Annotated in this window: 17 protein-coding genes; 8 read left to right on the forward strand and 9 right to left on the reverse strand. The window is 74.2% G+C overall.

The features are described 5' to 3' along the window. Nucleotides 1–17: 17 nt before the first annotated feature. Complete coding sequence (locus ACFYMM_RS19710; protein WP_388388136.1) at nt 18–662, reverse strand: hypothetical protein; 645 nt, start codon at nt 660–662, stop codon at nt 18–20. A gap of 47 nt (nt 663–709) precedes the next feature. Between ACFYMM_RS19710 and ACFYMM_RS19715 the strand changes: the two genes are divergently transcribed. Together ACFYMM_RS19715 and ACFYMM_RS19720 are read left to right on the forward strand one after the other, a co-directional pair. Then, on the forward strand, nt 710–1,378 hold the full coding sequence (locus ACFYMM_RS19715) for a maleylpyruvate isomerase family mycothiol-dependent enzyme (protein WP_388388139.1): 669 nt from the start codon (nt 710–712) through the stop codon (nt 1,376–1,378). Nucleotides 1,379–1,477: 99 nt separating this feature from the next. Beyond that, entirely contained in the window at nt 1,478–2,194 is a 717-nt protein-coding gene (locus tag ACFYMM_RS19720) for a copper homeostasis protein CutC (protein WP_388388141.1), read from the forward strand. 65 nt (nt 2,195–2,259) lie between these two features. Here the strand turns inward: ACFYMM_RS19720 and ACFYMM_RS19725 are convergent, their stop codons facing one another. Further along, nucleotides 2,260–4,323: a HelD family protein gene (locus ACFYMM_RS19725; RefSeq protein WP_388388143.1), complete on the reverse strand. Its 2,064-nt coding sequence runs from the start codon at nt 4,321–4,323 to the stop codon at nt 2,260–2,262. A 281-nt stretch (nt 4,324–4,604) separates the two neighbouring features. Between ACFYMM_RS19725 and ACFYMM_RS19730 the strand changes: the two genes are divergently transcribed. Further along, nucleotides 4,605–4,790, forward strand: coding sequence for a hypothetical protein (locus ACFYMM_RS19730; RefSeq protein WP_388388145.1), 186 nt, complete (start codon nt 4,605–4,607; stop codon nt 4,788–4,790). A 12-nt stretch (nt 4,791–4,802) separates the two neighbouring features. Here ACFYMM_RS19730 and ACFYMM_RS19735 read toward each other — a convergent pair whose 3' ends face one another. Beyond that, complete coding sequence (locus tag ACFYMM_RS19735) at nt 4,803–6,446, reverse strand: DNA repair helicase XPB (RefSeq protein WP_388388147.1); 1,644 nt, start codon at nt 6,444–6,446, stop codon at nt 4,803–4,805. A gap of 95 nt (nt 6,447–6,541) precedes the next feature. Further along, nucleotides 6,542–9,094 carry a helicase-associated domain-containing protein gene (locus tag ACFYMM_RS19740; protein WP_388388148.1) on the reverse strand — a complete coding sequence of 851 codons (2,553 nt, stop codon included), beginning with the start codon at nt 9,092–9,094 and terminating at the stop codon, nt 6,542–6,544. Nucleotides 9,095–9,216: 122 nt separating this feature from the next. Here ACFYMM_RS19740 and ACFYMM_RS19745 point away from each other — a divergent pair, with 122 nt between their 5' ends. After that, nucleotides 9,217–10,233 carry a hypothetical protein gene (locus ACFYMM_RS19745; protein WP_388388150.1) on the forward strand — a complete coding sequence of 339 codons (1,017 nt, stop codon included), beginning with the start codon at nt 9,217–9,219 and terminating at the stop codon, nt 10,231–10,233. 40 nt (nt 10,234–10,273) lie between these two features. Next, complete coding sequence (locus ACFYMM_RS19750) at nt 10,274–10,912, forward strand: HAD family hydrolase (protein WP_388388542.1); 639 nt, start codon at nt 10,274–10,276, stop codon at nt 10,910–10,912. Here ACFYMM_RS19750 and ACFYMM_RS19755 read toward each other — a convergent pair. Further along, entirely contained in the window at nt 10,891–11,139 is a 249-nt protein-coding gene (locus tag ACFYMM_RS19755) for a hypothetical protein (RefSeq protein ID WP_388388152.1), read from the reverse strand. The genes ACFYMM_RS19750 and ACFYMM_RS19755 overlap by 22 nt on opposite strands. A 175-nt stretch (nt 11,140–11,314) precedes the next feature. Between ACFYMM_RS19755 and ACFYMM_RS19760 the strand changes: the two genes are divergently transcribed. Continuing rightward, a complete protein-coding gene (locus ACFYMM_RS19760; protein WP_388388154.1) occupies nt 11,315–11,698 on the forward strand; it encodes a cold-shock protein in 384 nt (127 codons plus the stop codon). Between the two features lie 37 nt (nt 11,699–11,735). Here the strand turns inward: ACFYMM_RS19760 and ACFYMM_RS19765 are convergent, their stop codons facing one another. From ACFYMM_RS19765 to ACFYMM_RS19780, 4 genes are all read right to left on the reverse strand, one after another. Then, nucleotides 11,736–12,584, reverse strand: a complete 849-nt coding sequence (locus ACFYMM_RS19765) for a 1,4-dihydroxy-6-naphthoate synthase (RefSeq protein ID WP_388388156.1) — start codon at nt 12,582–12,584, stop codon at nt 11,736–11,738. Continuing rightward, complete coding sequence (locus tag ACFYMM_RS19770; protein WP_388388158.1) at nt 12,574–13,284, reverse strand: futalosine hydrolase; 711 nt, start codon at nt 13,282–13,284, stop codon at nt 12,574–12,576. The genes ACFYMM_RS19765 and ACFYMM_RS19770 overlap by 11 nt, the downstream gene beginning before the upstream one ends. Continuing rightward, the gene (locus ACFYMM_RS19775; protein WP_388388160.1) at nt 13,254–13,727 is read right to left on the reverse strand and encodes a DUF2771 domain-containing protein; all 474 of its coding nucleotides are present in this window, start codon (nt 13,725–13,727) and stop codon (nt 13,254–13,256) included. Before ACFYMM_RS19775 ends, ACFYMM_RS19770 begins: the two co-directional genes overlap by 31 nt. Before the next feature lie 62 nt (nt 13,728–13,789). Continuing rightward, nucleotides 13,790–15,175, reverse strand: coding sequence for an MFS transporter (locus ACFYMM_RS19780; RefSeq protein ID WP_388388162.1), 1,386 nt, complete (start codon nt 15,173–15,175; stop codon nt 13,790–13,792). Nucleotides 15,176–15,444: 269 nt separating this feature from the next. On the opposite strand from ACFYMM_RS19780, the gene ACFYMM_RS19785 reads away from it, so the two are divergent. After that, on the forward strand, nt 15,445–16,371 hold the full coding sequence (locus tag ACFYMM_RS19785) for a DUF3027 domain-containing protein (protein ID WP_388388164.1): 927 nt from the start codon (nt 15,445–15,447) through the stop codon (nt 16,369–16,371). 887 nt (nt 16,372–17,258) lie between these two features. Beyond that, a complete protein-coding gene (locus tag ACFYMM_RS19790; RefSeq protein WP_388388166.1) occupies nt 17,259–20,390 on the forward strand; it encodes a sacsin N-terminal ATP-binding-like domain-containing protein in 3,132 nt (1,043 codons plus the stop codon). Nucleotides 20,391–20,514 lie beyond the last annotated feature (124 nt).

Below are 20,514 nucleotides of genomic sequence, written 5' to 3' on the forward strand. Positions count from 1 at the left end.
TAGGCGGCCCCGGCCGCTCAGGTCGACAGCATTTCCAGCTCGGCGGCGAGGTTGTAGCGGGCCGTGGCCTCCCATTCGGCCCGGCCGTGCGGGGTGCGGAAGAGGCGGGGCAGGTCGAGGAGTTGACGCAGGACCGCCGCCCGGCCGGTGCGGAAGGCGTCGCTCGGCACGAAGTGGTACTCCTCGCGGACGGCGGCGGTGTAGGCCGCGTACGCCGACGGGGGCGCGGCCAGGATGGCCAGGTCGGCGTCGCACAGCACCTGGCCGTCGCGGTCGCTGTCGGCCGGGTCGTGGGTGACGGTGAGCCGGACCAGCCGGGCGACCTCGGCGGTCTTCTCCCCGGGGACCCCGGCCTCGGACAGGGCGCGCTCGGCGAGCCGGGCGGAACGCTCCTCGTTGGTCGAACGCTCGGGCAGGTAGACGGCGTCGTGGAACCAGGCGGCCAGGCGTACGACGTCCGGGTCGTCCGCGTACTTCTCCAGCACGTCGACGTGGTCGAGGACCGCGCTGAGGTGCGTGAGCGTGTGGTAGTGGCGTTGCGGCTCCTGCCAGCGGCGCAGCAGCTCGTCGGCGTACCGGTACGGGTCGGGATGACACGCGCCCTCGCGGGCCGAGAGCAGCGTGTGGAGCCAACGGGTGCGCAGCGCGTCGAGATCGGCCATGCGCCCATTCTCCCGCCGAGGGCCGGCCGCCCCCTAGCGTGGAGTCCATGACTGACGTACGGGAACCACGGGACCCCGAGCTGCCGGGGCTGCTGCTGACCACCGAGCGGGACGCCCTCGTGCCGCTGCTGCGGGCGAGGAGCGAGGCGGACTTCGCGCTGCCCACGGCCGCGTGTCCGGGCTGGACGGTGCGGGATGTGCTGGCGCACTGTTCGGCGGCGCTGATCCGGGTGGTGGAGAGCCGTTTCGAGGAGGGGGTGTTCTCGCCCGAGTCGAACGACCGGGACATAGCCGAGCGCGCCGGGTGGACGAACGCGCGGATCGTCGACGAGCTGGAGCGGGGGATGACCGAGGCCGGGCCGGTGATCGCCAAGGCGGGCGGGGTGCTGGACCGGGTGGCGCTGGGGGAGTGGGTGCACGCCGGTGACGTGCGCGAGACCTTCGGCGTGCCGGGCGCCTACACCGGGGCCGGGCTGCCGTACGCGCTCGCCCTGCTGGCCCGGGCGACCCACGAGAAGGGGCAGCTGCCGCTGCACGCGGACCTCGACGACGTGGACGAGCCGCTGCGGCTGGGGGCGGAGGACGGGACGCGGACTCCGGCGCGTTTCATCGGGGACGCGGCCACGCTCGTCCGGCTGTACTCGGGGCGCCCGCTGGCGGGGGCGCGCTACGAACTGGCGGGGGCGCGGGAGGAGGAGCTGAACATCTTCGGCTGAGGGGGGCGATCTCGCGGCCCGGTCCCTTCCCCGCGTACCCTGAGATTGGACTAGACCTGTAGCCAGTCCGGGAGCACCGACGGAAGGGGTCCCATGAGCATGAGCACGCGTGCGGTCCTGGAGGTGATCGCCCTCGACGCCGAGGACGCGGTCGCCGCCCAGGCCGGAGGCGCGGACCGTCTCGAACTGGTCACCGAGATGGCGGCCGACGGACTGACCCCGTCGGCCGCCACCTTCGCCCGGATCCGCGCCGCCGTCGACCTCGACCTGCGTGTGATGCTGCGGCTCACCGACGGCTTCGGGGCGGGCGGCCCGTCCGGCGTGGACCGGCTGGTGCGGGCGGCCGGGGAGCTGCGGGGGGCGGGCGCCGACCAGTTCGTGCTGGGGTTCCTCGACGAGCAGGGCGGGGTGGACCTGGACGCGGTGGAGCGGATCACCGCCGTACTGGACGGCTGCCGGTGGACCTTCCACCGCGCGATCGACCGCGCCGCCGACCGCGACGCCCTGCGCAAACAGCTCGCGGACCTGCCCGGCCTGGACACCTACCTCACGGCGGGCTCCCCGGCCGGGGTGGACGACGGCCTGCCCACGCTCCTCGCGGAGGCGGCCCGGCGCGGCGATCCGGGGTACGAGCAGACGATCCTGGTGGGCGGGGGCCTGCGCCTCGACCACGTCCCCGCCCTGACGGCGGCCGGCGTCAACGGCTTCCACATCGGCGGCGCGGCCCGCCCCCGGGGTTGGCTAGCCCCGGTCTCGGCACCCGCAGTGGAGGAGTGGCGGGCGGTGCTGGACGGGGACGCGCCGCCGACAGGGTGACGCGCCGCCGACAGGGTAAGGGAGGGCGGGCGGGGCGAGGGGCCCACCTGTTCCGCTCGTCCCGGTCAGCCCAGCTGCCGCGGCAGCGGGGCCGTGTGGGTCACGATCAGGCCCGACACCGCGCGGGTGAGGGAGACGTACAGGCGTCGCAGGCCCGTGCGCTCGTCCGGTTCGCCGTCCACCACGGCCTGCGGCTCGTCCAGGACCACGTAGTCGTACTCCAGGCCCTTGGCCAGGGAAGCCGGGACCAAGGTCAGCCGGGTCTCGACGGTGGTCTCCTCGCCGGGCGCGAGGCAGCCGATCCCCTCCGCCGCCAGCTCCTCCGCGAGAGCGGGCACCCGCGCGTCGGCGGCGATCAGCCCGACGGACCCCTCGTTGCGCAGCAACTCCTCGCACGCGGCGACGACTTCCCCCGCCCCCGCGACCCCCGCCCCCGCGACCGTACGCACCTCGAAGAACCCCGGATTCTCCCGCACGGAGGCGACCGGGGTGAGCCCGGGCGCGATGTGCGGCAGCAGCCGCGACGCGTACGCGATCACATCCGTGGGCACCCGGAAACCGGCCGTCAGCTCCTCGACGACCCCCTCCGACTTGCCGAGATGCCCCAGCGCCTCGTCCCAGCTCCGTGTCGCCCACGGCGTGGTGCCCTGCGCCAGGTCCCCCAGCACGGTCGCGCTCCCGGTGGTGCACCGGCGCCCCACGGCCCGGTACTGCATCGGCGACAGGTCCTGCGCCTCGTCGAGGACGACATGTCCGAGCGAGTGCGTGCGCTGGACGAGATCGTTCGCCTCGTCGATCAGCACGGCGTCGGCGGGAGACCACTTGGCCGACTTCACGCTCCGCACCGGCCTGGCCCACAGGATCGTCTTCTGCTCGTCCTCGTCGAGGATCCCCCCGGCGTGTTCGGCGAGGAAGTCCGCGTCGGTCAGCAGCCGCAGCACCAGCTTCGCCGGTTCGACGACCGGCCAGACACCCTTCACCGCCGCCTTCACCGCGCTGTTGCGGGCCACCGCGTCCTGCACGCGGTCGTCCGGGGCCTCCCCGGCCCGCTCCATCTGCACCAGCACGGCGTGCGCGATGCGCTGCGGCAGGGCCTCGCGGGCGGCGCCGTACCGCATGTCGCGGGCCAGCAACTCCCTGACGATCTTCTCCAGTTCGTACGCCGGGACCCGCCAGCGCCGGGAGCCGCGCACCACCACGACCGGCTCGGCCGGCATGGTCACCTGCGCGTACAGGGCCCGCCTGAGGACCTCCGCCATCCGCGCGTCACCCTTGACGACCGCGGCCGCCGCCTCGTCCGTGCCGCGCACCTCCACGTGGGCCACCAGGTCGTCGACGGTGGCCTGCTGGACGGACAACTCGCCCAGCGCCGGCAGGACCTGCTCGATGTAGTGCAGGAAGGACCGGTTCGGCCCGATGACCAGCGTGCCGGTGCGGGCCAGCCGCTCGCGGTGGGCGTACAGCAGATAGGCGACCCGGTGCAGGCCGACGGCGGTCTTCCCGGTACCGGGGCCGCCCTGCACGCAGACCGTGCCGCCGAGCCCGCTGCGGACGATCTCGTCCTGCTCGGGCTGGATGGTGGCCACGATGTCGCGCATCGGGCCGACACGCGGACGCTCGATCTCCCGCTGGAGCAGCTTGCTGGTGGTGCCGGACTCCGGCGCGTCGGCCGGGTCGGAGAGCCGCTCGTCCTCGTAGGCGGTGAGGTCGCCGCCGGTGTAGCCGAAGCGGCGGCGCAGCCCGACGTCCATCGGGTCCTTCCGGGACGCCCGGTAGAACGGCTGCGAGACCGGCGCGCGCCAGTCGATGACCATCGGGTCGCCCTCGCCGTCGTGCACATGCCGGCGTCCGATGTAGAACCGCTCGCCCTCGGCGCCCTCGGCCCGCTCCGAACCGGGAGCGTGCAGATAGTCGAGGCGGCCGAAGAACAGCGGGGTGTCGCTCAGGTCGGCCAGCGCCTTGATCCGCTCGTCGATCTGGCGGGCGAGCACCTCCGCGTTCACCCAGTTCGCGGTGACGTCGCGGATGTCGAGCGACTCCACGTCCTGGCGCATGGCACGCAGGGCGGAGCGGGAGGCGGAGAGGTGGGAGCGTTCGCGGGCGAGCGGGTCCTCGACGGGCGTGGACAAGGAAGTGCCTCCGGAATCTGGTCTGCTACGGCTGCGGGGACCGGCCGGTTTCCGTCCGGGCGGCGGCACTCCCTGCGGGGAGGCGGGCAAGGGCGGAGATTTTAGTGAGCGGACAGCGGGGAATGCCAACGCATTTACGGCGCCGGTCGCGGCCCGGCCCCTAGGGGCCTCGGTAGACCTGGGTAGGGGGCCGGGGTCCAACCCTGGGTGGACAGGAGGACGCCGGAGATTGGCTCCGCAGACCGATGCCCGCTTTATGCCCCAAGTTGCACCATGGAGGCATGAGCGCAGCAACCTTCACTTCTGGTCCTGTACGTCCTCCGGGCTCCGGAGCCACCGCCGTCGACGGCCCCCACCACCACTTCCTGGGCGACGCCGTGCGCGCCGTCAAGGTGTTCCTCGGTGCGGCGTTCAGCGTCGTGGTCCTCGGTGAGTACGGCGAGGAAACGGGCATACGCCGCAAGTGACCCCGCCGGCTCTCAGCTCTCCGTCAACAGGTCGTCCGCGTCCACGATCCGGTAGGCGTAGCCCTGTTCGGCGAGGAAGCGCTGGCGGTGCGCGGCGAAGTCCTGGTCGATCGTGTCCCTCGCCACCACCGAGTAGAAGTGGGCCTGGTGGCCGTCGGCCTTCGGGCGGAGCACCCGGCCCAGCCGCTGCGCCTCCTCCTGGCGGGAGCCGAACGTTCCGGACACCTGGATGGCGACCGTGGCCTCGGGCAGGTCGATCGAGAAGTTCGCCACCTTCGACACCACCAGCACGCTGATCTCGCCCTCCCGGAAGGCGTCGAAGAGCTTCTCCCGCTGCGCGTTGGACGTCTCACCCTTGATCACCGGCGCGTTCAGATGCTCGCCCAGCTCGTCGAGCTGGTCGATGTACTGCCCGATGACGAGGATCTGCTGCCCGGCGAAACGGCGGACGATCGCCTCCGTCACCTTCCGCTTGGTCGCGGTGGTCGCGCAGAACCGGTACTTCTCCTCCGTCTCGGCGGTCGCGTACGCCAGCCGCTCGGAGTCGGTCAGATTGACCCGGACCTCGACGCAGTCGGCGGGCGCGATGTACCCCTGCGCCTCGATCTCCTTCCACGGCGCGTCGAACCGCTTCGGGCCGATCAGCGAGAACACGTCCGACTCGCGGCCGTCCTCGCGCACCAGCGTCGCCGTCAGCCCCAGCCGCCGCCGCGCCTGCAGATCGGCGGTGAACTTGAAGACGGGCGCCGGCAGCAGGTGCACCTCGTCGTAGAGGATGAGCCCCCAGTCCCGGGAGTCGAAGAGTTCCAGATGCGGGTAGACGCCCTTCCGTCTCGTCGTCAGCACCTGGTACGTCGCGATGGTGACCGGCCGGATCTCCTTGCGCGTACCGCTGTACTCGCCGATCTCGTCCTCGGTCAGCGAGGTCCGGCGCACCAGCTCGTGCTTCCACTGCCGGGCCGAGACGGTGTTGGTGACGAGGATCAGCGTGGTCGACTTGGCCTGCGCCATCGCCCCGGCCCCGACCAGCGTCTTGCCGGCACCGCAGGGCAGGACGACCACTCCGCTCCCGCCGTGCCAGAAGTTCTCCACCGCCTGCTTCTGGTACGGCCGCAGCGCCCAGCCGTCCTCGGCCAGTTCGATGGGATGCGCCTCGCCGTCGACGTACCCGGCGAGGTCCTCGGCCGGCCAGCCCAGCTTCAGCAGCGTCTGCTTGATCTGCCCGCGCTCGGAGGGGTGCACGGCGACGGTGTCCGGGTCGATCCGGGCGCCGACCAGCGGGGCGATCCGCTTGGACTTCAGGACCTCCTCCAGCACCGGCCGGTCGGTCGTGGTCAGCACCAGCCCGTGCGCCGGGTGCTTGCTGAGGGTCAGCCGCCCGTACCGGTCCATCGTCTCGGCGATGTCCACGAGCAGCGCGTGCGGTACCGGATAGCGGCTGTACTCCACCAGCGCGTCCACGACCTGCTCGGCGTCGTGCCCCGCCGCCCGCGCGTTCCACAGCCCCAGCGGCGTCACACGGTAGGTGTGGATGTGCTCCGGCGCCCGCTCCAGCTCGGCGAACGGCGCGATGGCCCTACGGCAGTCGTCGGCCCGCTCGTGGTCGACTTCCAGGAGCAGGGTCTTGTCGGACTGTACGATCAGCGGACCATTCACGTACGCACATCCCTTCCGCGTGGCCAAACGTCCAGTGTGCCTCATCAGCGGATGATCAGGGCCGGAGAGCCGACCGCCGGGCGTGGGCGGGACGGTCAGTCCTCCGCCAGCTCCGCCACCCCGGTCACCCGGTGCAGCGGATACGTCCGTACCTCGTCCGCCGTGTGGTCGTACGCCGTCACGAATCCGCCCTCGACGCGGATGGGGGCGATGACGCGCTGGCTCGCGGTGCCCTCGGCGTTGACGTAGCCGATCCACACGGCCTCGCCGGTCAGGACCGCCGCCTGCATGGTGGCGAGGGTCTCGGCGGAGCTGGTGCGCGGCAGGTCGCCGCCCGGCGCCGGGGTGCCGGTCTGCTTGCGCGGGGCGGTGGCCGCCAGGTCGCCCGCGCGGATGGCGCGGATCGCCGCGGCCAGCAGCGTGCTGTCCGGCGGCGGCGGGCCGTCCGGGACCGGTGCGGGGGCCGTGCGGGGCGGGGTGCGGTGGGCGAGGGCACGGGTGATCAGCACATCGCCCTCGGCGGACTCCGCGGCGGGCGCGTAGCCCATCGCGCGCAGGCCCTCCAGCAGGGTCCCGGGGTCGGCCTGCGCGGCCAGCACCGTCGGGGCCAGGCGGCGCAGGCGCAGGGCGACGGCCCGCTTGTCGGCGAGGATCTCGTTCAGCAGGGCGTCGTCGTCGCAGCGGACGTACGCCGACGCGGCGCCCACCCGCAGATGACCGTGTCTGCGGGCCACGTCGTCGATCAGGTACGCGAGCGGCTGCGGGACCGGGGTGCGGGAGTGGGCGGTGAGGAAGGCGTGCAGGTCGGAGGCGCTGCGGCCGGCGTCCAGGGCGCGCCGTACCGAGGCGGGCGTGAAGCGGTAGACCGTCGCGCCGCCCTTCGACTCGACGTCCGCGAGCACCCCCAGCACCTCGGCGAGCGGGCGCCGCAGCGGGCCGGGGGCCACCGCCGTCAGGTCGGCCTGGAGCAGCACCTCGTCGAGCGGCTCCGGGAGCAGCGGCGCGAGCAGCCGGGCGGCGGCGGCCGCGGCGACGGCCTGCTCGGGCGGGGCCAGGGGCTCCGGCGGGGCCACGGGGCGGTGGTGGACGGGCAGCTTGTCACCGGGGCCGTCCTCGGCAGCGGTGGCCGACGAGCCTGTGCCCTGGGTGCCCGGGACCGGGCCCGGGGGCGCTCCCAGGAGTGCGCGGCCGTGTGTGGACAGTGCTCCGCGTCCCGTCACACCGAGCAGTTCCGCCTCCGACAGGGTCCAGCGGGCGAGCCGGGAGCGCAGGTCGTCATCCGTCTGGGGGCCGCGCAGCGGACGTTCCCAGCGCAGCCGGGCCAGGACGGAACCGGGCGACGGCGCGGCCCCCTCCGGCAGCCCGGCCAGCAGGGTCAGGACCCGGTGCCGTACCTCCGGCGCGGCGGAACGGTCCAGCCCCGGCCCCAGCGCCGACAGCGCCCGCTCCTTCGCGTCCCGCCCGCCGACCAGCCCCGACGTCCGGGTGGCCGGCAGCCACGCCTCCACCAGCCGCGCCCAGCGCTCGGCCGGGGGCCGCTCCAGCCACTCGTCGTAGGCGGGGGTGGCGGCGTACCGCTCGTCTGCCTCGCCGTCGGAGGCGAGCAGGCCCGCCGCGTAGGCCAGTTCCACCCAGAACGCGGCGACCGGCTCCGGCACGTCCAGGGCGACGGCGGTCCGCTTCAGGTCCCGCACGCTCAGCCCGCCGGCCCGCAGCACGGCCGGACCGCCCTCGTCCCAGTCCTTCAGCAGCTCCTCGACGGTGGCCAGCGCGGTGTACGCCTGCCCGGCCGCCGTCGCGTCCACCACCTGTGGACGGTGCGCCGCGGCCGGCTCCACGGCGGGCGGCAGGGGCTCCGGCTCGCGGTGCGCACGGCCCGCGCGCAGGTGCAGGGCGACCTCCCGGGGCAGTACGACCGTGCCGGGCGCGGTCGGCAGCAGCAGACCGCGGTCGAGCAGCCAGCGCAGATGGGCGGCGGGGTCGGCGGTGACCTGCCCGTACGGCGGCCCCCACACGAGCCGGGAGAGCACCTCCCGCGACTCGGCCGGCGCCCCGCCGAGCAGCGCGGCCATGGCGGTCCGGTCCCTGAACAGAGCGGTGAGCGCGGCCACCGCGGAGACCGAGTCATGAGTGGAGGGCAGCCCGGCCGTGGCGACGATCTCCTGGATCCGGCCCGGCGACATGCCCGCGGTGGCCTCCTGCACGGACGGGCCCAGACCGGTCGGGGAGGGGTGTTGCGGGGCGGGCGTGAGCAGCTCGCGGGCGGTGCGGACGAGCCGTAGCCGCTCGTCGTCGCCCCACACCAGGGCCTGTTCGCGCAGGGTGGCCAGGGCGCGGGGGAGGGCGGCGGCGATGGCGGGACCACCGGCGTCACCGGCCATCAGCCCCAGGAGGGCCGGGTACGTCGCCGGTTCCGGGGCCACGGCCAGGGCCTCGGCGGTCTGCAGGGCGAAGCGGTCCAGGCGCTCCAGGGCGCGCAGCACCGAGGCCCGGGTGCCGGCCCGGGTGGCGAGCTGGGTGAGATCGGTGGGGACCGGGGTGATGAGGTCGGGGCGACTGCGCAGGAGTGCGGCCAGGGAGGCGTCGTCCCTGGCGCGGAGCGCTTCCGCGAGGGAGCGGGGGGCCGCTGGCCTGTCCTCGGTGCTCATCCCGCCAACGGTAGCGGGTGGGTGCGGCGGGGGCCCGGGAGCGGCGGCCCCCGGCTGCCGTTCCCGTCCTTCCGGTACCTTCGACCACGGGGTTTCAACCGCCAGACCCCCGGAGGGACTTCGTGGGGATCGAGAGCGACCAGGTCGTCTTCGAGTATCTGAGCCGCGTCGGTGACGTGGCCCACCAGCGGCAGCTGTCGTCGGCCGTGCGCATGCGCCTGGTGTCGGAGCTGCGCAACGAGATCGACCGCAGCCGCGCCAAGGCCACCGTCGACAGTCCCGCCGCCGTGCGCCGCATCCTGGCCCGGCTGGGCACCCCGGACGAGGTCGTCGCGGCGGCCGGCGGCACCGGGCAGGGGCCGCAGCCGCCGCCCGCCGCGGTGCCGGCGCAGCGCGAGCCGAAGACCGTGGACCGCCCGAAGGGGCTGCGCAAGGTCGTACCGCGCCCCCGCCCCGCCGACCCGCCCCCCGCGCCCGGGGACGTCCCTTCCCCGCCCCACCTGGCGAGCACGCACGAACTCGGGGACAGCGCCACCCAGCCCGACTGGTGGCGGGTGGACAGCAGCCCCTTCGGCGTCGGCGACAGCGTGCCGGGGTTCGTCGGCGGCGTGGAGATCCCCGAACTGCTCCAGCGCCCCCCGCGGAACGAGACCGGGACGGAGAAGGCGGAGCCCGAGGGGGACGCGAGGGACCCCCGGCACCCGGTGGAAGCCGCCACGGACCCCGACGCGGTCCCCGCCGCCCCCCGCCGCCGGGGTCTCCTGCGCCGGCCGCGCCCCCGGACCGCCCCCCGCCCCGCCTCCGGCTGGACCAACCCCCTCCTGCTGCTGGCCGCCGCCGCCCTGGTCGTGGGGGCGGTGCTGGGGAACTGGTTCGCGCTGCTCCTCGGCTGGGTCATCGCCTACGGCTCCCGGCGCCTGACCCCGGCGGAGACCAAGTGGGCCGTGATGGGCCTGCCCGGACTGGCGGTCGCCGCCGGCCTGGCCTGGCTGTGGGGCCGCGACGACGGCCGCTGGGGCACCCCCATCGCCCAGGGCCACATGAACGACGCCCTCACCCAGACCTGGCCCTGGGTCGTCCGGGGCGCCGCGATCTCCTCGGCCCTCTACCTGGTCTGGCGCTCACAACGACAGCGCTGACCCCGTGGCCGCCGGTATCGGCCGCCGGGCCCCGGGCAGAATGGCCCCCATGACCGTCTCCCCACCCGCCCTGACCGTCGGCTTCGACCTCGACATGACCCTGATCGACTCCCGTCCCGGCATCCGCGCCTGCTACCAGGCGCTGTCGGAGCGGACGGGGACGTACATCGACGCCGATCTGGCGGTCACCCGGCTCGGGCCACCGCTCGCCGAGGAGCTGGTCAACTGGTTCCCGGCCGAGCGGATCGCGCCGATGAGCGACCTGTACCGGGAGATGTACCCGGCGTTCGCCATCGCCGCGACCCCCGCGATGCCCGGCGCCCGCGAGGCGATAGCCGCGGTACGGGAGGCCGGCGGGCGCGCGATCGTGGTCACCGCCAAGTACGAGCCCAACGCCGAGCTGCACCTGAGCCACCTCGGCATCGAGCCCGACGCGGTCATAGGCGACCTGTGGGCCGAGCAGAAGGCCGAGGCCCTGCGCGAGCACGGCGCGAGCGTCTACGTCGGCGACCACACGGGGGACGTACGGGGAGCACGCGTCGCCGGAGCGCTCTCCGTGGCCGTCGCCACCGGCCCCTGCGCATCGGAAGAACTGCGCGCCGCGGGCGCGGACGTCGTCCTGGACGACCTCTTGGCGTTCCCGCTCTGGCTGGATGCCTACCGGGCCCCGCGCGCCTGACGACGCCCCGCGGCCACCGACCGCAGCACTCCCGCGCCCGCCACGAGGAAGCCGACGCCCATCAGCATGCACAGGCCGTACATGTAGGCGGGAAATGGTTTCGCGCCGAGGAACAGCGGGGCCACGGTGACGAGTGTGGCCACCGCACCGATGAAGAACAGGACGGCGCCGGCACGGATCAGTCCGTCACCGGGGCCGGCGGAATTCGTTTGGGTTTTGTCACGCACCGGACCAGGGTAGTTCCCAGCGCGAAGGAACAACCGGGTGACGTCTTGTCACCCGCGTGAAGACCATTAGCCTTGGTACCGGCGGGTCACGGTCGACCCGCCCGAGTGCTATCAAGAGCCGTTCCAGAGCTGTTTTCCGAGCAACTTTCCGACGAGTACGAGGACGAGGACAGACATGCCCACCGGCAAGGTCAAGTGGTTCAACGGCGAGAAGGGCTTCGGCTTTCTCTCCCGCGACGACGGCGGTGACGTCTTCGTCCATTCCTCGGTCCTCCCCGACGGAGTCGACGTCCTCAAGCCGGGACAGCGCGTGGAGTTCGGCGTGGTCGCCGGGCAGCGCGGTGACCAGGCACTCTCCGTGATCCTGCTCGACCCCACGCCCTCGGTCGCGGCCGCCACGCGCAAGAAGCCGGACGAGCTGGCCTCCATCGTCCAGGACCTGACGACCGTCCTGGAGAACATCACCCCGATGCTGGAGAAGGGCCGTTACCCGGAAAAGACCTCCGGCAAGAAGATCGCGGGCCTGCTGCGCGCGGTCGCCGACCAGCTCGACGTCTAGCTCGTCCAGATCATCCAGATCATCCAGATCCTCCGGATCAGGAAAAACTCAGCGCGTCCGGGCCGAGGGGCGGTACCAGCCCCTCGGCCGCCGCACGTGTGAGCAGGCCCCGCACCGCCGCGTACCCGTCCTCGCCGAGGTCCGAGGTGAACTCGTTCACGTACAGACCGATGTGCTGGTCGGCCACGGACGGGTCCATCTCCTGGGCGTGCTCCATGACATACGGGCGCGAGGCCTCGGGGTCGTCCCAGGCCGCGTGGACGGACGTCCGGATGGAAGCCGCGAGCAGCCGCAGCGTGTCCGCCCCCAGCGCCCGCTTGGCGATGATCGCGCCCAGCGGGATCGGCAGGCCCGTCGTGCGCTCCCAGTGCTCGCCCATGTCGGCCAGCTTGTGCAGACCGTAGTTCTGGTACGTGAAGCGCGCCTCGTGGATGACCAGGCCCGCGTCGACCTTGCCGTCCCGCACGGCCGGCATGATCTCGTGGAACGGCATGACCACGATCTCGCCGACCCCGCCGGGCAGCGTGTCGGCCGCCCACAGCCGGAACAGCAGATACGCCGTCGACCGCTCGCTCGGCACCGCGACCGTACGGCCCGTGAGGTCCGCCCCCGGCTCCCGGGTGAGGACCAGCGGCCCGCAGCCCCGGCCCAGCGCGCCCCCGCAGGGCAGCAGGGTGTACTCGCCGAGGACGTACGGCAGCACCGCGTACGACACCTTCAGTACGTCGAACTCGCCGCGCTCGGCCATGCCGTTGGTGATGTCGATGTCGGCGAAGGTGACGTCCAGCGCGGGCGCCCCGGGCACCCGGCCGTGGGCCAGGGCGTCGAAGACGAACGTGTCGTTGGGGCAGGGGGAGTACGCGATCCGCAGCGGCTCAGTGGTCATGTCGGTTCCAACTCTCCAGGGTGGGCGCAAGCTTCCCGAAGCCCTCGGCGAGGGCCGCGAGGGCGTCGCCGATGCGCCAGGCGGCGCGGTCGCGCGGGCCCACCGGATTGGAGACCGCGCGGATCTCCAGCACGGGCACGCCGTGCGCGGCGGCCGCCTCGGCCACCCCGAAACCCTCCATGGCCTCGGCGAGGGCCCGGGGGTGGCGGGCGAGCAGGTCGGCGGCGCGGGCGGCCGTGCCGGTAACGGTGGACACCGTGAGTACGGTCCCGGGGCGGGCCCCGGTCGCGTCGGCCACGGCTCGTACGAGTGATTCCGGTGGACGATGGGTGACCGTCCCGAAGCCCAGTTCGGTGACCGGGAGGAAGCCGTCGGGCGTCTCGGCGCCCAGGTCGGCGGCGGTGATCTCGTCGGCGACGACGAGCGAGCCGAGCGGCGCGCCGGGAAGGAAGCCACCGGCGATCCCCGCGGAGACGACGAGGTCGTAGGGGGTGCCCGTGAGGGCGGCGGTGGTGAGGGCGGTCGCCGTGGAGGCGGCGGCCAGGGCCGGCCCGACCCCGACGGCCAGTATGTCGGCCGTCACCGCGGCGCCGGCCGTGAACGCCTCCGCCACCGCGTCCCGTTCGACCGGAACCGCGGTGGCGACCAGCACCCGTACCGGGGACGTGGTCAGGCGGCCTTCTTCAGCTTGAAGGACCACAGGCCCTTGACCGTCTTGTCGCCCATCTTGAGGGCGACCGTGGTCGTGTCGCCCTGCGCGCCGTACTGCGCGTTGAAGAACACGCTGCCGGGGATCGTGCGGTACGTCTTCTTGCTGGAGTCGGTCAGCGGCTGACCGTTCATCAGGATCGTCCAGCCGCTGTCGGCGATCTTCGGGTCGACGCCGAAACGGACCGTCTCCTCCGTGTCCACCTTGATCGACTTGATGTCGGGGTTCTTGATGCACTTCGCCAGCGAGGCCGTGTCCAGGGCGTTGCCGTCGTTGTAGCAGGTGGCCTCGGAGTTGACCGAGCTGGTACCGACGGTGATCGTCGCGATCGGCGTCGGCTTGTCGCAGGCCGAGAGCAGCAGCAGTCCGGCGGAAACGGCGCCGGCGGCGGCGACGGCGCGGCGGCGTCGCACAGCGGATTGCATCGTGGTCATGGCCGAAGGCTATCGGGCAGCCCGGGCCCGCTCCCCACGCGGGGTGCGGCGTGCCCGGTTCGTTACGCCACTCGCGCCCGCGTCCGGGCACCCTGCCGGGCCGAGCCGAGCAGCCCGCGCAGGGTCCCCAGCCAGCCCGCGGCCACCAGCGCGGCGGCCACACCCAGGCCCAGCGTGCCGTTGAGCGGCATCACGATGCCGACCGCCCCGCCGAACACCCAGGCCATCTGGAGCAGCGTCTCCGAGCGGGCGAACGCCGAGGTGCGCACCAGTTCCGGCACGTCCCGCTGGATCAGCGCGTCCAGGCACAGCTTGGCCAGGGCCTGCGCGAACCCGGCGACCGCCGCCAGACACGCCACCAGGAACGCGCCGAAGAACACGGCCGCCACCATGGCCGTACCCAGCACCACCGCCACCACCGTCACGATGATGATCTCCGGCGCGCGGGACCGCAGCCAGGCCCCGACCGCCGTGCCGAGCGCGTTGCCCGCGCCCGCCGAGACACCCACTATCCCCAGCGACACCGCCGCGCTCTCGCCGGTCAGCGGGTGCTCGCGCAGCAGGAAGGCGAGGAAGAAGATCAGGAAGCCGGACAGACAGCGCAGCGCCGCGTTGGCGCCGAGGGCGTGCGTGACGGCCGGGCCGACCGTGCGCAGCCCCGGCCGCTTGGCCTGCTGCTGCTTGCGGTGCGGGCCGTGCAGATGCGCCCCGTCGGCCGCGAGCAGCGCCACGTCCTCGCCCTTGGCGGAGTCGACCTTCCTCGGCAGCGAGAAGGACAGGAACGTCCCCGCCACGAAGATCACGAAGGCGCCGTAGAGCGGCCAGGGATCGCCCACGGCGTGCAGCCCCGCCCCGATCGGCGCGGCCACACCGGTGGCCAGCAGCCCGGCCAGGGTCACCCGTGAGTTCGCCTTCACCAGCGAGAAGGCCGGCGGCAGCAGCCGGGGCACCACGGCGCTGCGGACCACCCCGTACGCCTTCGACGCCACCAGCACGCCCAGCGCCGCCGGATACAGCTCCAGGCTCCCGCTCGCCACCGCCCCCGAGATGATCAGCGCGAGCAGCGCACGGGCCAGCATGGCCGCCGCCATCGCCGCGCGGCGGCCGTGCGGCAGCCGGTCCAGCAGCGGCCCGATCACCGGCGCGAGGACGGTGAAGGGCGCCATGGTGATCGCGAGATACAGCGCGACGCGCCCACGGGCCTCGTCGGTCGGCACCGAGAAGAAGACGGTCGAGGCGAGGGCGACGGTGACCATGACGTCCCCGGCACCGTTCACCGCGTGCAGCTCGATCAGCTTGCCCAGCCCCGACTCGCCCGCCCCGTGCGCGTGCGTGGCCCTGCGGATGCCGCGCGCCGTACCGGTCACCGGGAAGTGCAGGGCCCGGCCGACCGCGCGGAAGGCGCCGCCGACTCGGGCGGCGCCCTCGGTCGTCCGTGCGGCTGCCACGTGGTTCATAGTGCCCCGAGAAGGCAGCCGATAGTGCGGTTTGAAGCCAAGCGAGTCGGCGGGAGCGGAGGGGAAACTCCCGTCGGTGTAGGCCGAGCGCACGCGAGCAGGTAGCGTGCGTATCTCAGCCATCCCGCAGAATGGATGGAAGAGGTGCGCCCGATCGCGATCGGACGCGGACGTCGATGCGGCCCACAGGTCCGCTCCGTCCGCTCCGCCGCCGGAGGCCGGCGCACTCGTTGAGACGGCGTAGGAGAGAAGCGATACCTGTGAGCGCAGCGACCACGCGAAGCCGCACCCCCGACCGCCTGTGCGCCGAGGCAGTCGACCTCGCCCGAGCCGCAGCCGAGGAGGCCGCCGCACCCGGCGTGGTCGGCGAACACGTCGGCCTGGTGTCGGAGGGCGACCGCGTCGTCACGCACTTCTTCGAGTGCAAGGAGCTGGGCTACCGCGGCTGGCGCTGGGCGGCCACCGTGGCTCGCGCCTCCCGCGCGAAGATCGTGACGCTGGACGAGGTGGTCCTCCTCCCCGGCCCCGACGCCCTCCTCGCCCCCGAGTGGGTGCCGTGGAGCGAGCGCCTGCGCCCCGGCGACATGGGTCCCGGCGACCTCCTGCCCACCGACCAGGAGGACCTGCGCCTGGAGCCCGGCTACACCGGCGGGGAGGAGCCCCCGGTGGACTCCCCGGTCTCCGCGGAGATGGCCGAGCTGGCCGAGGCCGAGGACGCCGAGGTCACCCCGGGCGCCCCGGCCGTACAGCCGGTGGTCCCCGCCCGGGGTTCGATCGCCTCCGTCGCGGAGGAACTGGGCCTGCGCCGCGCCCGCGTCCTGTCCCGCTACGGCCTGCACATCGCCGCCGACCGCTGGGAGGAGGCGTTCGGCCCCAAGACCCCCATGGCGCAGGCCGCCCCCGCCGCCTGCGTCAGCTGCGGCTTCCTCACCCGCATCGGCGGCTCCCTCGGCCAGGCCTTCGGCGTCTGCGCCAACGAGTTCTCGCCGGCGGACGGCCGGGTGGTCTCCCTGGCCTACGGCTGCGGGGGCCACTCGGAGGCGGCGGTCATGCCGAAGCCGCCCCAGCCCGCCCCGCCGGTGATCGACGAGACGAGGGTGGACCCCTTCCCGCTCCGCCCGTCCCCGGACTCCGGTTCGGTCCCGGACGCGGGCGACGAGGAAACTGCGGAACTGGGACACTCCTAGCGGGCACGCGCGGCCGGGCACTCGGAGGCACCCGCAGCCGGGGCCGGGCACTGGGATCGGCCACTTGGCCTGGGGACCCGCGCCGGGCACTCGGAGCAGCTACCCGCAGGCGGGCAGTTGGGGCGGGCACTCGCGGTCGGGCGCTCGGGCGGGGCGCTCGCAGCGGGGACCCGCAGTCGGGCACCCGCAGCCGGGGCTGGGTACTGGGATCGGGCACTTGGCCTGGGGACCCGCGTCGGGCACTCGGAGGAGGTACCCGCAGTCGGGCACTCGCAGTGGGGCACTCGCAGCCGGGCGCTCGGCGCGGGGCACTCGCAGTGAGGCACCCGCAGTCTGGGACTCCGCGCGGGGCACTCGCAGCGGGTATCCGCAGTCGGGCACCCGCAGTGGGGCACTCGCAGCCGGGCGCTCGGACGGGGCACCCGTAGTCTGGGACTCCGCGCGGGGCACTCGGCGCGGGGTGCTCGGACGGGGCACTCGGCGCGGGGCGCTCGGACGGGGCACTCGGCGCGGGGCGCTCGGACGGGGCACTCGCAGTGAGGCACCCGCAGTCTGGGACTCCGCGCGGGGCACTCGCAGCGGGGACCTGCAGTCGGGGACCCGCAGTCGGGGATTCGCAGCCGGGCGCTCGCAGTCGGGGATTCGCAGCCGGGCGCTCGGACGGGGCACTCGCAGTGAGGCACCCGCAGTCTGGGACTCCGCGCGGGGCACTCGGCGCGGGGTGCTCGGACGGGGCTCCCGCAGTCAGGCACTCGCAGTATGGGACTCCCGAGCGGGGCGTTCGGAATGGGGTGCTCGGAACGGGGCCCGGGGTACTCGCCTACGCCGTCGAACGCTGATCGCTCACGAGCGGTACCTTCGTCCTCACGTCGATGAGGAGAGTGAACGTGAGCAAGTTCGTGCGCCCGGCCGCCGAGGGAGCCGACCCCTTCGGCACCGCTCGTCTGCGCCGGGGGGTCCTCGACGCCTGGGCCACCAGCCCCGCCCGCTTCCGTGAGGACGCCAACGCCGAGGAGGACCTGGTCCTCGGCGGCTACCGGGACCGGCTCGTCGTCGAACTGGCCCAGAACGCCGCCGACGCCGCCGCCCGTGCCCACGTCCCCGGCCGCCTCCGCCTCACCCTGCGCGACGGAGTCCTGGCCGCCGCCAACACCGGCGCCCCCCTCGACGCGGCCGGTGTCGAGTCCCTCTCCACCCTGCGCGCCTCCGCCAAGCGGGACACCACCGAGGGCGCCGTCGGCCGCTTCGGCGTCGGATTCGCCGCCGTGCTGGCCGTCACCGACGAGCCCGCGGTACTCGGCCGCCACGGCGGCGTCCGCTGGTCCCTGCCGGAGGCCCGTGAGCTGGCCGCCGACACCGCCCGCCACAGCCCGGGGCTGGGCGACGAGGTCCGCCGCCGCGACGGGCACGTGCCCCTCCTGCGCCTGCCGTTCGCCGCCGAGGGCAGTGCCCCGGACCCGTACGACACCGTCGTCGTGCTTCCGCTGCGCGACACCGCCGCCACCGATCTCGCCGAGCGCCTGCTCCACGCGGTCGACGACGCCCTGCTGCTCGCCCTGCCCGGCCTCGCGGAAGTCGTCGTCGAGGTCAACGGCGACGCCCCCCGCACGCTGCGCCGCCGCACCGACGGCGCCTGCACGGTCGTGGAGGACTCGCGGGACGGTACGACCCGGTGGCGTACCGCCGGGGCGCACGGGCCGCTCACCCCGGACCTGCTCGCCGACCGCCCGGTGGAGGAGCGGCTGCGGCCCCACTGGTCGCTCACCTGGGCCGTCCCGGTGGGCGACGACGACGCGCCCGCCCGCCCCCGCACCAGCCCCGTCCTGCACGCCCCCACCCCCAGCGACGAGCCGCTCGGTGTTCCCGCCCTGCTCATCGCCTCCTTCCCGCTCGACTCCACGCGGCGGCACGCGGCACCCGGACCGCTCACCGACTTCCTGGTGCAGCGCGCCGCGGACGCGTACGCCGAACTCCTCGCCGACTGGCGGCCGGTGACCGAGGGGGCCATCGGCCTGGTGCCCGGACCGCTGGGCAAGGGCGAGCTGGACGGCGCCCTGCGCCGGGCCGTCCTGGAGCGGCTGCCGCGCACCGCCTTCCTGCCGCCCGCCGCCCCGCCCGCCGGGGCGCAGGACGAGGACGGTCTGCCTCAGGCGCTGCGCCCCCGGGACGCCGAGGTCGTCGAGGGCGCCGGCGCCGACACCGTGCGGGTCCTCGCCGAGGTGCTGCCCACCCTCCTCCCGGCCGGCCTCGAACGCCGCACCGAACTGCGCACCCTCGGCGTCGCCCGGATCCCGCTCGCCGACGCCGTCGACCGGCTGGCCGGACTGGAGAAGGACCCCGACTGGTGGTGGCGGCTGTACGACAGCCTCGCCGGCGTCGACCCGGACCGGCTGTCCGGTCTGCCCGTGCCGCTCGCCGACGGCCGTACGACCATCGGGCCGCGGCAGGTGCTGCTGCCCGCCCCGGACGCCGCGTCCCTCGACCCCCGGATCCTGGCCCGGCTCGGGCTCAAGGTCGCCCACCAGGACGCCGCCCATCCGCTCCTGGAGAAGCTGGGCGCGCTGCCCGCGACCCCGCGCGCCGTGCTCACCACCCCGCAGGTGCGGGCCGCCGTCGCCGCTTCCCTGGACGACGAGGGCACCGTGGCCTGGGAGGAGGACGCCCCGGACGCCGAGGAGCTGGCGGACACGGTCCTCGCGCTGGTCCGGGACGCCGGCCTGGAACCCGGTGACGAGCCCTGGCTCGGCGCCCTCGCCCTGCCCGACGAGGACGGCGAACTCGCCCCCGCCGGTGAACTGGTCCTCCCCGGCAGCCCCTTCGCCCAGGTCATCCGGGAGGGTGAACTGGCCGAGGTGGACGGCGAGCTGGCCGACAGGTGGGGGCGGCAGCCGCTGGCCGCCTGCGGGGTGCTGGCCGACTTCGCCCTCGTCCGCGCCACGGACGTCGTCCTCGACCCGGACGAACTGGAGCCCCGGGACGGTGACTTCGCCGAGCCCGACGACGCGGGGCTGCTCGACGCCGTCGACGTCTGGTGCGAGGACATCCTCGACCGCTTCCCCGACTCCCCGGTACCGCCCGTCGCCACCGAGCTGGTCGCCGTCCGCGACCTCGACCTCGTCGACGACGACCAGTGGCCGCAGGCCCTCGCCCTGCTCGCCCGCCCGCCGCTGCGTGACGCCCTCACCCAGCCGGTCCGGATCCTGCTCCCCGACGGCACCCACGAGGTCGTACGGCCGTACACCGCCTGGTGGCTGCGCGGCCACCCGGTGCTCGACGGCCGCCGCCCGGCGGGTCTGCTGGCGGCCGGCGGCGACCCGCTGCTGCGCGGCCTGTACGACGAGGCCGACGCCACCGGCTTCGAGGACGAGCAGGTGCTCAAGGCGCTCGGGGTGCGCACCTCCGTCGCCGCGCTGCTCGACGAGCCCGGCGGCGCCGCCGAGCTGCTGGACCGGCTCGCCGACCCGGAGCGGCCGGTCACCGCAGCCCAACTGCACGGGCTCTACAGCGCGTTGGCTTATCTGGATCCCGAGCGGGTGACCCTGCCGGACGAGCTGCGGGCCGTGCTCGACGGACGGGTGACGGTGGTGGACGCGGCCGACGCCGTGGTCGTCGACTCGCCCGACCTGCTGCCCTTCACCGCCGGGGTGCCGCTGCTGCCGGTCCGGCCGTCCCGGGCCGCCGAGCTGGCCGAGTTGTTCCAGGTGCGGCGGCTGAGCGAGTCGGTGACCGGAGAGGTGACGTCCGAGGGCGCCGAGCACGACGTACCCGAGTCGGTGCGGGTGCTGCTCGGGCCGCGCACCCCGGACACCTATGTCGAGCACGAGGAACTGACGGTCGACGGCGTGGAGATCGACTGGCGGCTCACCGGCGACGGGGCCCTGCACGCGGCCACCCTGGAGGGTGTCGCCGCGGGGCTGGCCTGGGCGGCCGGGCAGTGGCCGCGCCGCTTCGAGGTGGCGGCGCTGCTGGAGGACCCGTCGCGGACCGAGGAGTTGGCGCGGGACCGCTGGTTCGACTGATCACCCGAGTCGACGGACGACCCCGGCGGTCAGCGCCACCGGTGACCACGTCGACGTGCGGTAGCCCCGGGTTGTCACTCCCGCGCTCCGAAAGGGGCGCGGGGAACTGCGCGACCGGCCACGA

Origin of the sequence: Streptomyces sp. NPDC006739, from assembly GCF_042869815.1 — a bacterium.
GTDB lineage: Bacteria > Actinomycetota > Actinomycetes > Streptomycetales > Streptomycetaceae > Streptomyces.